Raw genomic sequence first — 12261 nt, forward strand, 5'->3', positions numbered from 1 at the left:
GTCGCCGCCGGGCGATACCGAAGCCCATCCGGCTCATAAGGCCCGGGGGCAGGTCCTCTGTGATTTCCGATCGCCTCGGGCCAAGAAGGGCCGGCCCGGAGCGGGCGAGGCGCGGGGACGGACCTGGCTCAGGCGCGGTTCTGGCCCGATCCGCGTCCGACTAGAGTTTCAAACGTCTAGCGCCGACCGAGCGACGGCGTCTTGGCCGCTCGGCGGAGCGCCACGACAAGGGCGTCGTGTCAAAAGTGCTCCCCAGCCGACATGACCATGGAAGGGGCGGCTGGGGCGGCGCTGTCGCCCCCTACCGCACCGGCGTATCGGCCAGGACCGACGCGCCGCCGGGGGCTGCGCGCAGGCGGGCGTGGGCCATTTCGTCCATGATGGCTTGCGAGCGCGGGTCGCCCAGCACCCAGGCGGCGGCCGCCAGGGTGCGGATCGAGGTCTCGCTGACGCCCAGCAGCTTCTCCAGCGCCTCGAAGGGCGAGGGGGCGCCGTCCATGCGCTTGAGGCGCACGTCGCCGCTCAGCTTGGCCAGGGCCTTGGCCTTGTCGATCGCCTGGTAGAAGCCGCCCAGCTCGTCGACCAGGCCCAGCTGCTTGGCCTGCTCGCCGGTCCAGACGCGGCCCTTGGCGATCTCGCGCACGCGGGCGGGCGGCAGGTTGCGGCCCTCGGCCACGCGGGTGATGAAGCCGGCGTAGATGCGGTCCATCCAGCCGGCGAACTTGGCGCGCTGCTCGGGCGTGAAGCCGTCGCCCGAACCGAAGGCCTGGGCGTAGTCGCCGCCGACGTGCAGCTGCTTGGTGTCGACGCCAAAGCGCGCCAGGGCGTCGCCGATCGCGAACTTGCCGCCATAGACGCCGATCGAGCCGGTCAGGGTCGAGGGCTGGGCGACGATGGCGTCAGCATGGCTGGAGATCCAGTAGCCGCCCGAGGCTGCATAGGTCCCCATGCTGACCACCACGGGCTTGCCCGCCGCCTGGGCCGCCTTCACGGCCGCCAGGATCTGCTCCGAGGCCGTGTCCGACCCGCCGGGGGAGGAGACGCGGAAGACGATCGCCTTGACGTCCTTGTCCTCGGTCGCGTCGTGGAAGGCCTTGGCCACGTCGTCGGAATAGACGTTGCTCTCGCCGCCGAAGGGCGAGCCCGAGCCGCTTGTCCCCGTGACGATGGCGCCCTCGGCGCCGATCACGGCGATGGCCGGCCCGGTCTTGGCGACGGTCGGCTTGGTGCGCGAGGCGTAGTCGTCAAACGTGATCAGCTTGGCGCCCTTGCCGGCCTTGTCGAGGGCGAAGGCCTCAATGTCACTGACCTGGCCGACCTTGTCGATCAGGCCCTTGGTCAGCGCCTCCTGGGCGCTGTAGGGGCCGTCCTCGAGCGTGCGGGTCAGCCGCGCCGCGTCCTGCTTGCGATCAACGGCGGCGCTGACCAGGGCCGTGCGATAGACCGAGCCCATCCACGACAGCGTCGATTCCCGGTGGGCCGGCGTGTAGTCGCTATAGAGATAGGGATTGACCGCGTTCTTGTACTCATAGCGCTGCTCGTAGTCGGCCTTGACGCCGTACTTGTCGAAGAAGCGCCGGAAGAACATCGACTCGCTGGACAGACCGACCGCCTGGAAGCTGCTGTCGGGCTGCATCCAGAACTCGCTGGCCGATGCGCCCAGCATATAGGTCGAGGTTACCATGCCCGACGGATAGAGGCCCTGGCTGTGGGCGTAGATCGGCTTGCCGCCCACTTCGCGGAAGTGCTTGAAAGCCAGGCGCAGCTCGTCGGCCGCTGCGGGCGCGACGCCGCCCTCGGGCAGACGGACCAGGATCGCCCGGACCTTGTCGTCCTTTTCGGCGCGGCGCAGCGTGTCGATGATCGACATCACCGAGCCGCCGCCGCCGCCCAGCGAGGCGAAGGGGTTCTTGGAGTCCTGGTCGCTCAGGCTCTGGCGCAGGTCCAGCTGCAGGACAGCGTGAGGCGGCGTGGGGGCGGGGCGGGCGGCCCCGGCGGCCATCACGATAAGCAGGAATGGAACTCCGACCACGAACAACAGAAGGCCGACAAAGACGCCAGCGACGGTCAGGAAGAACTGCTTCATCGGAAGTCCCGTTGGAGATTTGATCTCCAAGCTACCCGGTGTCGCGAAGGGTTCCAAATGAAGAGCGCGCAACGCCGCGCCACATCGCGCGACTTAAAGGACGACGCCTTGGCGTCGATCCCTAAGGTTCTGTTTTTGAGCAGATTTCCCGCCTCTGGTTGGCGGGGAGGAAATGGTCGGAGTGGCAGGATTTGAACCTGCGACCCCTGCGTCCCGAACGCAGTGCTCTACCAGACTGAGCCACACTCCGACTTGGAGGCCGGCCTTATAGGAGGGTGCTTCGGGGGGCGCAAGCGCCTTTTTCGACGTTCGCGCGGCGGCCCGAAAAAACTTCGAAAATGGCCTGTTGCATCCATCCGAGTCGTGAGCTATCTCCACCGCCTCGCCGGGCCCTGACGGGTCTCGCCGTTCCTGCTGGGGAATGGTGTAATGGTAACACTGCGGTTTTTGGTACCGTCATTCTAGGTTCGAGTCCTAGTTCCCCAGCCACATCTTCTCTTTGACGCTCCACGAACAAGATAGCGCTCCGCATCGCGGAGGCTTTTCTTGCGGAGTCGGTAGATCGCCTTGGCGCGATGTCCGCCAGATCCGACTTGAGCGGAGGTTTGTGCTTGGGCATAGCGTCGCCGCTTCAGGCCTGAAGCCAGCGACGAATCGCCTTCTGACCTCTTTAAAGGCGGTTGGCTGTTTCGCCGCTAAATCCAGATGCGCAAAATCTCAATCGACGATCGCGCGAGTGCGGAGCGGGTCTTTCAACGCTCACGTGTTGACCCGCCTTTTCGGGGCTGGACCTCGATATTCGCGACTTTCGCGGCAATGACATAGATCGAGGCTGTTTCGCGGTTGCGAGATAGACCGGATAAGCCTTGTTTTCGCTATGTGGGCCTCGCTTAAAGCGAGGAGGTCAGCCTTATAGTTGACGGCGATCTTTCTCGTTGAACGTGCTCATTGACAATCGATTGCTAAGCTTTGACACGAATCGCTCAGATTTCTTACGTTCAACTACTTGTTTTTCTCTAGCGAAGGTGTAATTGCGGTCGAATAGGGGAATGGAGTTGTGATCGTGGAAGACAAAGCGACCCTGATCGAGCTTACGGCGGAAATCGTCGCCAATTATGTGGCCAATAATTCTACGCCGGTTTCGGAGCTTCCAGCTTTGATCCGCGCCACGCACGACGCGCTGGCTGGAATTGGCGCGCCGCCCGCGCCAACGGTGGAGGCGGTGACCAAGGCCACGCCGGCTCAAATCCGTAAGAGCATTACGCCTGAAGCCCTCATCAGCTTCGAGGACGGCAAGCCCTACAAGACGCTGAAGCGCCACCTCACGACCCACGGCATGACCGTGGCTGAGTATAAGGCCAAGTGGGGGCTGCCGAACGACTACCCGACGACCGCTCCCGCCTACAGCGAGGCGCGTTCGAAGATGGCCAAGGCCCTGGGGCTTGGACAGGGTGGCCGCAAGGGCAAGGCGCCGCGTTCGCGCAAGGCCTGAGACCATCGCGACGGCGCCTTGGCGTCGTCATGATTTCCCGGGGGGAGGAAAAAGGGGGTGCTCCGGCGCCCCCTTTTTTCATGGCTCTAATTCAAAATCTTAGAGCATTTTTCGATCCGATAGCCGTTTCACACCTATCGGAAAGGGCTCTAGAGCATTTCACGACCTGACTGCGTCAGGCCGTGAGCTCTAATCTCTTGTTTTGACGCATTTTTCTTCACGCGAACCGGATCCACTTCGCTCGAAAAATGCTCTAGAGCGTGACGCCGAAAGTGGGAACCGGTTTCGGCGCGAGTCACGCTCTAAGTCTTTGATTTAGAGCCTCGTTATCGTGTCAAAACGATTCCGTTTTGACACGCGAGGCTCTAGGCGACGCCGCGGGTGTCGGCGTGGTCGACTATGGGGTCGATCGACAGGGCCTTGCCCAGGGCCTCGACCAGGCGCGGGATTTCGACGGGCTTGGCGACGATCCCGTCCATGCCCGCTTCGGCGTACAGGGTCCGTTCGTGGGTCAGGACGCTGGCGGTGACGGCGATGATCGGGGTGCGGGCGCGGCCGGTGGCCACTTCGCGCGCGCGGATCGTCTGGCTGGCCTGGACGCCGTCCATGATCGGCATGTGGATGTCCATCAAGATCGCGTCCCAGCGCGCGCGCTCCCACATCGCCAAGGCGTCGCGGCCGTCCACGGCAAATTGCGCGGCGACGCCAAGATGGCCCAGCAGGGTCAAGAGCACCGCCCGGTTGGTCTGGTTGTCGTCGACGACCAGAATCTTGGGCGCGTCGGCCCGAGCCCCGTCCGATCCGGTGATGCCGGCGTGCGGGTCCTGGTCGCCGGCCGGCGTCACGCGCGGCATGGGCAGGGTGACCGTGAAGCAGGCGCCGCCAGCCTCGGCGGTCGAATAGACGATCGAGCCGCCCATCAGCTCGCTCAGGGTCTTGCAGATCGCCAGGCCCAGACCTGAACCGCCCGCGCGGCGGGTGCTGGAGCTGTCGAGCTGGACGAACTTGGCGAACAGGAGATCGCGCTGGCTTTCGGGGATGCCGGCGCCGCTGTCGACCACCCGGGCCACGATCGTCTCGTCGTCCCCGTCGACCGACACGCGCACGGCGCCGACGTCGGTGAACTTGATCGCGTTCGAGATCAGGTTCGACATCACCTGCCGCAGGCGGTCGGGATCGCCCATGCGCCATCCGTGCGCGTCGGCGGTGACCTCCAGGCTGAAGTCGAGATCCTTGTCGCGCGCCAGGCCGCTATAGAGCTGGCGCAGGGCGTCCAGATGGGCCGACAGGTCGAACGGGGCCGGATGGATTTCCATCTTGCCCGCCTCGATCTTCGAGATGTCGAGGATGGCGTTGATCACGCTGAGCAGCGACTGGCCCGAGGCGGTGATGGTGTCCAGGCGCCGGCGTTGGTCGGCGCTGAGCTCGCCCGCCGCCATGATCTGGGCCATGCCCAGCACGCCGTTCAGCGGCGTGCGGATCTCGTGGCTCATGGTGGCGAGGAATTCGGTCTTGGCGCGGTTGGCGGTCTCGGCCGTGAGGGCCAGGGCCTGGGCCTCGGTCTTCAGACGGCGGTTCTCGGTCAGCTCGCGCTGCAGGTCTTCGTTGAGCGCCTCGCTGGCCAGCCGCGCCCGCACCTCGCGCCGGACAACGCCGCGCATCAGGGTGGACATGCCCAGGGCGGCGAAGGCGCCGGCCAGGCCGATGAAGCTGTGGTGTTCGATCGTTTCGCCCGGCGCGTGGCGGACCATCCAGACCAGCCCGATAAACGACGCGCCGACACTGACCAGCGCCACGCGGCGCGATGGGGCGGACGTGGCGAAGACCAGGCCCATCAGCACGAAGTAGACGAGCTTCATCGGCTCGAAATGCAGGATCTGATAGGCCAGCACGTTGGACAGGAACAGGGCGTTCATGCCCAGGGCCACGGCCTCGAGGCGAAGGCCGACGATCCGACCGCCCCTCAGCGCGAACCCGGCGCCGGCGCCATACAAGCAGGCGACGGTCGACAGTCCCAGGAGGATCACCAGGTCGAGGCCCTTCTCGAAGAAGGGATGCGAAAAACTGATCAGCGCATAGTAAATGGAGCTGGCGATCAGGTAGCCGCGGACGATCGGAACATAGGCGCGCGTGAGCGCGACGTCCGCCTTCTGATCCGAGCCCTTATCCCTGACTTGCAATCCCAGCCCTCGCGGTCGCCAAAGAGCGACGATATACGAGTGGTAGGTTAAGCTTTACTTGGAAAAGCGGGCTAGACTCCGCTGAGAGACATTCCCGGCGCGTCGGGCGGGGTCGCGCCGCCGCCATTCAGCGGCCTCTGCATCCAGACCAGATCCAGCCAGCGGCCGAACTTGTGGCCCATATCCGGGAAAACGCCTTTCTTTTCAAAGCCGAGCGCGGCGTGCAGGGCGATCGAGGCCTGGTTGCCGCTATCGCCGATGACTGCGCACATTTGTCGCAGGCCCAAGGCTTCGCATTCGGTGATCAGGGCGCTCAGCAACGTCCGTCCGACGCCGTTCCCGACCGCTTCCGGCGAGACATAGATGCTGTCCTCGACCGTGTAGCGATAGGCCGCGCGCAGCCGGAACGGGCCGGCATAGGCGTAGCCCACGACCTTTCCGTCCAGTTCGGCGACCAGATAGGGCAGGCCGCGACCCAGGAACCCCTCGCGCCGTCGCGTCATCTCGGCCTCGTCGGGCGGAACCTCTTCGAAGGTCCCGAACCCGTTCAGCACGTTCCAGCCGTAGATGGCGGTGATGGCGGGGATGTCGGCGTCGGCGGAGGGGCGGATCTGCAGCATTGAATTCTCGAAAACTGAAACCCCTCCCCCTTGCGGGGAGGGGCAGGGGTGGGGGTGTCAGCGCCGAGATTCGAAGCGCCGAGCCGGCGCCCCCATCCCCAACCCCTTCCCCGCCCCCTCTTTCACGAAATGGGGGGAAGGGGCTCTAAGCCCAGCCCTTCTCCACCGCCCAGACGGCGAAGGCGTAGTCCAGGGCGATCTCCTTGAGGAAATCAAAGCGCCCGGAGGCCCCGCCGTGGCCGGCGTCCATGTTGATCTTCAAGAGGACGGGATTGCCACTGGTGGTGTGCTCGCGCAGTTTCGCCGTCCACTTCTCCGGCTCCCAGTAGGTGACCCGGGGATCGGAGAGGCCGCCCGTCGCCAGCACCGCCGGATAGGGCTTGGTCGTGACATTGTCGTAGGGGCTGTAGCTGGCGATGTAGTCGTAAGCTTCCTTGTCTTCCAGCGGATTGCCCCATTCGGGCCATTCCGGCGGGGTCAACGGCAGGGTGGTGTCGCTCATCGTGTTCAGCACGTCGACGAACGGGACGGCCGCGATGATCCCGGCGAACAGGTCCGGGCGCATATTGCTGATCGCGCCCATCAGCATGCCGCCGGCCGAGCCGCCATAGGCCACCGTCTTCTCCGGCTTGCCGTAGCCGGCCGCGTGCAGATGCTCGGCGCAGGCGATGAAGTCGGTGAAGGTGTTCTTCTTCTTGAACTTCTTGCCGTCCAGGAACCAGCCCCAGCCCTTCTCCGAGCCGCCACGCGGACAGGCGGTGGCCCAGATCCAGCCTCGGTCGACCAGGCTGAAGTTGCGGATCGAGAAGCTGGGCTCCATGGCCATGCCGTAGCTGCCATAGCCGTACAGCAGCAGCGGCGCCGAGCCGTCCAGCTTGGTCCCCTTCTTCATCAGCACGAAGATCGGCACCTCGGCGCCGTCGGGCGCCTTGGCGTTGAGGCGGCGGGTCTCGTACTGCGACGGATCGTGGCCGGACGGGATTTCCTGCGTCTTGCGCAGGGTCCGTTGGCGGCTCTTCATGTCGTAGTCGAACCACTGCCGGGGCGTGGTCATCGAGTTGTAGACGAAGCGGACCGTGTCGGTGTCGTACTCGTAGCCGCCCTCGAGCGACAGGGCGTAGGCGGCCTCGTCGAAGCCGATGACATGTTCGGCCCCGCCATTTTCACCTTGGGGCGCCGCCGTCACGGTGACGCGGTTGAGGGCGTCGACCTTCTCCAGGCGCACGAACCAGCGCTTGAAGGCCATGGTCCCCGAGATCAGACGGCCCGGCTGGTGCGGGATCCAGTCCTTCCAGTTCGCCTTGCCGGTCGCGGCTTCTGGCGCCGTGACCAGCTTCCAGTCGACCGCGCCGTCGGCGTTGGTGCGGATCACCCAGTGGTCGTTCCAGTGCTCGACCTCGTAGCGGACGCCGACTTCGCGCGGATGGAAGATGACCGGCTTGGCGGTGGGATCGGCGGCCGGGATGATCAGCGCCTCGCTGGTCTCCTGGTTGCCGCACGAGATGACGATGTACTTGTCCGAGCTGGTCGCGCCGACGCCGATGAAAAAGCCCTCGTCGGGCTCGTCATAGATCAGCACGTCGTCCTTGGCCGTCCCACGCGCGGGGCGGCGATAGATCTTGGCCGGGCGGCCGTTGTCGTCCCGGAAGGTCCAGAACAGCCACTGGCTGTCAGGCGAAAAGCAGAAGTCGCCCGTGGTGCTCTCGACCGGACTCTCCAGAACCTTGCCGGTGGCCAGGTCCTTCACCAGGATGCGGTAGACCTCCGAGCCCTGCTCATCGACGGCGAAGGCGTAGAGCTTATGGTCGGGTGAGTGGGTGGCCGCGCCGACCTGGTAGAAGGCCTTGCCCTTCGACTCCGTCTCCTCGTCCAGCAGGACTTGCTCGGCGCCGCCCGCAACCGACTTGCGAGCGTGGATCGGGTGCTGGGCCCCCTTGTCGTAGCGGGTGTAGTACTCGAAGGGACCATCCTTGGCGGGGACGCTGGCGTCGTCCTCCTTGATGCGGCCCTTCATCTCCTCGAACATTTTTTGTTGCAGCGCCTCGGTCGAGGCCAGCATGGCCTTGGTGTAGGCGTTCTCGGCCGTCAGGTGTTCCTTGACGTCGGCCTTGATCAGGCTGGGGTCGCGCAGGACCTTCTGCCAGTTGTCGTCCTTCATCCAGGCATAGTCGTCGGTCCGCTTGCGACCCAGCTGCTCGATCGTCTTGGGAATCTTCTTGGCGACCGGCGGGACAGGGCGAGCGGGCGATGAGGGCATGGGAGATCCGAAAGCGATTTCAGGAAGGAGAGCGGACGACGAGGTAAGCGCCGCAGCGGCGCTCGTCATCAGTTGGCGACGATTCATCGGAAAAAAATCCCGTAGCCTTAAACGACGCGCGACTGCGTCAGAACGACAACTTGCGGCGCGGAAAACCTGTGGTCAAACTCGATGCGCGGTCGGGCGCATGAGTTTTCTGTAAACTTGGCAAGGGGGCGATATGGCTTTGGACCTGTCCGTCGACCTGATCAAGGCGACGGTGCAACTGGAACAGCCCCTGGGCGACGGGTCTCGCACGGTGGGCACCGGCTTCCTGGTGTCGGCCCCGACGCCGGAGGGCAAGCCGCGCACGATCCTGGTCACCGCCGCTCACGTGCTGGAGAGAATGCCGTCGATGTCGGCGCGCATCGGCTATCGCATCCAGGGCTCGGAGGGCGTCTGGCGCTATGATCCCGAAGCGCTGAAAATCCGCGATGGCGACCATCCGCTGTGGACCAAGCACCCGACCCGCGACGTGGCGGCCATGGTCGTCGAGGCGCCGCCCGAGTTCGCCAAGGCGGCGATCCCACTGAACTATCTGGCGCAGGACGACACCTTCAACCGGTACAATCTGGGACCGGGCGACGAGATGATGGCGCTGGGCTTCCCGCGCGGACTTTCCGCCAACACGGCGGGCTTTCCGATCTTGCGCTCGGGCCGCGTGGCCTCCTATCCCCTGGCTCCGGCGAGCAACTTCCCGACCTTCCTGATGGATTTTTCGGTCTTCCCCGGCAATTCGGGCGGGCCGGTGTTCATGGCCGAGGGCGCGCGCCGCCGGCCGGGCGCCAGCGAAAGCCAGGAGGTCCAGTTCGTGGCCGGCCTCTTGACCCAGCAGGTCGAGCTGTCGGGCGAGCGGCTTGAGATCGGCATCGTCACCCACGCCAAGTTCATCCGTGAGACGCTGGCCCTGCTGGATCAGCTTCCGGGCTCGGGGGTGACCCGGGCGCGGGCCGGCAAGTCCGAGCCGGCCATACCGGGCGCCACCCCCGCTGCAGCGGTTTCCGCGATGTCGATGGGCGCGTCGCGCTAGAGCATTTTCCGATAAGCTTGAAACGGTTATCGGATCTAAAGGGCTCTAGCTCGGAACAGACCCGCGCTCAGGCCGTTTCTTCTGCGACCACAACAACATCGCAGGAGAGAGTCATGAGCACCAATCGTGTCGAAGGCGCCATGGACAAGGCCGCTGGCTCGGTGAAGCAAGCGGTCGGCAAGATGACCGACAACGAACGTCTCGAAGCCGAAGGCGCCGCCCAGAAGGCCAAGGGCGACATCCAGAACAAGGTCGGCAAGGCCCAGGACAAGATCGGCGACGCGATCAAGCGCTGAACACCGTCCCGTAACTGACAAGACGGCCGCCGGATTGCTCCGGCGGCCGTTTTGCGTTCGGATCCCGAAAAGGCTCCAGCGGCTTAGAGGTCCATGGACAGCGAGACCTTCACCGTGCGCGGCGCGCCGGCGTAGAGCGTCGAGCTGGTCGCCCAGTAGCGCTTGTCGGTCACGTTGTCGGCGTTGATGCGCAGCGTCAGGTCGCGGTGGTCGGCGGTGGTCCAGCGATAGCCCGCGCCCAGGCTGTAGGTCACATAGCCCGGCAGCGACGCCAGGTTCAGGGCGTCGGCATAGCGCTGGCCGGTGTAGTAGGCGCCGCCGTTGATCGAGAGGCCGCGAAGGCGCGCGGGGCTGTACTGGGCGAAGATCGAGCCCGACCATTGCGGTGCGTTGACGACGTCCTTGCCCACCTGCGCCGCCACCGAGGTCTTGCGTTGCGCGGCGTCCAGATACTGGCCGCTGAGGGCGATATCTATCTCGCGCGTCAGGCGGCCCGCCAGAGAGGCCTCCACGCCCTTGTGGCGCGCGCGGCCATCCAGCACGTAGGTGTTGGCGGCGTTGGTGTAGGCCAGGCCACGGTCGATCTGGAACAGCGAGACCGAGGCCAAGGCGCCCAGGATTTCGGCGCGGGCGCCAAGCTCCATCTGCCGGCTGCGAGCCGGGTCCATCGTCTCGCCCGCGTTGGTGACGCCGTCCGGGGCCAGGCCGGCGGTTTCCAGGCCCTCGATGTAGGAGGCGTAGACGCTGGTGTGGCGGGTGGGGGTGTAGATCGCCGCCAGCGAAGGCGTGACGGTGGTGACGTCGTAGTCTTCCCCCGACTCCTTGGAGCGATAGTTCACGTAGCGCGCGCCGCCCAGAACCTGCCAGTGCTTGCCCAGCCGCACGGAGTCGACGGCGTAGACGCCCGTGTCGATGAAGGTGTCGCCTTGATTGACCGCGCGGCTCGACACCACCAGGTCGCTCATGGTCAGAGAGACGGGATTGTAGAGGTTCTGATTGGCGGCGACGTAGCGGATCTGCGTCTGGTCGCGGCGATACTGACTGGTGCGCGCGACGCCCAGAAGGAGGTCGTGATCCAGGGGGCCGGTCTCAAGCTTGCCGGCGATCTCGGCGCGGACATAGCGGTTGGCCCAGTACTGGTCCGGCGTCGCCGTCACGGCCAGCCTGCCCGCGCCCGTGGTCAGGTTGACGCTTCCCAGGGTGGCGATCATGCGGTCGCGGTGCGCCTCGGCGCGGCCGCCCTCGACACGAACCGACCAGGCGTCGCTCAGGCGATAGTCGACGCGGGCGACGGCGTTCAGGCCCCAGGTGGTGAAGGGCGCGCCCTCGGGCGAGAACCGCGTCTCGGCGGTCGGGATGGCGGGAAGGGTGATCTTGCCGTTCACGGCCGTCGGTAGGGTGATCCCGCCCTGCTCCTCGCCCGTGCGGTTGTAGTATTCCAGATCGGTTCGGACGCTGAGGCGATCGCTGGGCGTCCAGTCGAACGCGCCGGTCAGCATTTCGCGGTGTCCGCTGACGTCGCGGGCGGCCGCCTCGGTATGGGCGGCGTAGCCGTTGACCCGCGCCCCGAACGTGTCGTTCGCATAGCTGCGGCCGATGTCGAAGCCGCCGCCGTAGCCGCCTTCGGAATCGGCGTTGGCGTAGACCTGGGTCACGGCCTCGGCGCCGGCCCGCTTGGTCACCAGGTTCAGGACGCCCGACGGCGTGGCGAAGCCGTAATAGATCGCCGAGACGCCTTTCAGCAGCTCGACGCGTTGCTTGTTCTCCACCGGCATGGGCGCGTAGTTGATGATCGGCAGGCCGCCGTTCAGCCGATAGTTGGCCGAGGCCGACACCGACAGGCCCCGGGCCACGAAGGTGTTGGTGTTGAAGGGGCTGGTCGTCTGCTGGGTGATCCCCGGGGTGTTGCGCAGCGCGCCTTCCAGCCCTTGCACGCCCTGGGCGTCCATCAGGGCGCGGGTGACGACATTGACCGTGGCCGGCGTGTCCAGCACCGAGCGGTTCCGGAACATGCCCACCTGCACGACGTCGGCCTTGAAACCCTGCCGGCGCCAGGTGACGATCACCTCCTCGTCCAGGCGTTGCTCAGCTTCGCGACGCGCGTGAGCCGCCGGCGGGTGCGCCGGCTCCAGAGCGGCGGGAGACAACGAGACGGCGGCGGCGGCAAGCAGGAGCACGGGCGGATTTCCAACAGGGGCGATCGAAGGGCGCGATCCGTAGGGTTGTTGAGAATGAATTGCAATAACGCAGGGCGAGAGTGG

The 12261-nt window shown here is 65.7% G+C and carries 7 protein-coding genes, 2 tRNA genes and 1 pseudogene; 4 read left to right on the top strand and 6 right to left on the bottom strand.

Annotated features, from left to right (window positions below):
• Nucleotides 1-301 precede the first annotated feature (301 nt).
• Both sppA and CSW59_RS17015 read right to left on the bottom strand, forming a co-directional pair.
• The gene (gene sppA, locus CSW59_RS17010; protein WP_099445143.1) at nt 302-2086 is read right to left on the bottom strand and encodes a signal peptide peptidase SppA; all 1785 of its coding nucleotides are present in this window, start codon (nt 2084-2086) and stop codon (nt 302-304) included.
• A gap of 173 nt (nt 2087-2259) precedes the next feature.
• A tRNA-Pro gene (locus CSW59_RS17015) sits at nt 2260-2336 on the bottom strand.
• Between the two features lie 165 nt (nt 2337-2501).
• Between CSW59_RS17015 and CSW59_RS17020 the strand changes: the two genes are divergently transcribed.
• A tRNA-Gln gene (locus tag CSW59_RS17020) sits at nt 2502-2575 on the top strand.
• A gap of 574 nt (nt 2576-3149) precedes the next feature.
• The gene (locus tag CSW59_RS17025) at nt 3150-3578 is read left to right on the top strand and encodes a MucR family transcriptional regulator (protein ID WP_099445291.1); all 429 of its coding nucleotides are present in this window, start codon (nt 3150-3152) and stop codon (nt 3576-3578) included.
• Between the two features lie 365 nt (nt 3579-3943).
• On the opposite strand, the gene CSW59_RS17030 is transcribed toward CSW59_RS17025, so the two are convergent.
• The 3 genes from CSW59_RS17030 to CSW59_RS17040 form a co-directional block, all read right to left on the bottom strand.
• Nucleotides 3944-5758, bottom strand: a complete 1815-nt coding sequence (locus CSW59_RS17030) for an ATP-binding protein (RefSeq protein WP_099445144.1) — start codon at nt 5756-5758, stop codon at nt 3944-3946.
• A 71-nt stretch (nt 5759-5829) separates the two neighbouring features.
• Nucleotides 5830-6378 (bottom strand): GNAT family N-acetyltransferase, encoded by a 549-nt coding sequence (locus CSW59_RS17035; protein WP_099445145.1) that lies wholly within the window; start codon nt 6376-6378, stop codon nt 5830-5832.
• 145 nt (nt 6379-6523) lie between these two features.
• Nucleotides 6524-8722 carry a S9 family peptidase gene (locus CSW59_RS17040; RefSeq protein ID WP_099445146.1) on the bottom strand — a complete coding sequence of 733 codons (2199 nt, stop codon included), beginning with the start codon at nt 8720-8722 and terminating at the stop codon, nt 6524-6526.
• A 133-nt stretch (nt 8723-8855) separates the two neighbouring features.
• Here CSW59_RS17040 and CSW59_RS17045 point away from each other — a divergent pair, with 133 nt between their 5' ends.
• Together CSW59_RS17045 and CSW59_RS17050 are read left to right on the top strand one after the other, a co-directional pair.
• Nucleotides 8856-9704 (top strand): serine protease, encoded by an 849-nt coding sequence (locus CSW59_RS17045; RefSeq protein ID WP_099445147.1) that lies wholly within the window; start codon nt 8856-8858, stop codon nt 9702-9704.
• Nucleotides 9705-9817: 113 nt separating this feature from the next.
• Nucleotides 9818-10014 (top strand): annotated as a pseudogene (locus tag CSW59_RS17050) (CsbD family protein).
• 69 nt (nt 10015-10083) lie between these two features.
• Here CSW59_RS17050 and CSW59_RS17055 read toward each other — a convergent pair.
• Nucleotides 10084-12177: a TonB-dependent siderophore receptor gene (locus CSW59_RS17055; protein WP_099445149.1), complete on the bottom strand. Its 2094-nt coding sequence runs from the start codon at nt 12175-12177 to the stop codon at nt 10084-10086.
• Between the last annotated feature and the right edge of the window lie 84 nt (nt 12178-12261).

This window comes from Caulobacter sp. BP25 (genome assembly GCF_002737755.1).
In the GTDB taxonomy this organism is placed as follows: Bacteria; Pseudomonadota; Alphaproteobacteria; order Caulobacterales; family Caulobacteraceae; genus Caulobacter.

Coding starts and splice junctions, on each gene's coding strand:
- sppA (WP_099445143.1), bottom strand. CDS start 2,086: ATGAAGCAGTTCTTCCTGACCGTCGCTGGCGTCTTTGTCGGCCTTCTG.
- CSW59_RS17035 (WP_099445145.1), bottom strand. CDS start 6,378: ATGCTGCAGATCCGCCCCTCCGCCGACGCCGACATCCCCGCCATCACC.
- CSW59_RS17040 (WP_099445146.1), bottom strand. CDS start 8,722: ATGAATCGTCGCCAACTGATGACGAGCGCCGCTGCGGCGCTTACCTCG.
- CSW59_RS17045 (WP_099445147.1), top strand. CDS start 8,856: ATGGCTTTGGACCTGTCCGTCGACCTGATCAAGGCGACGGTGCAACTG.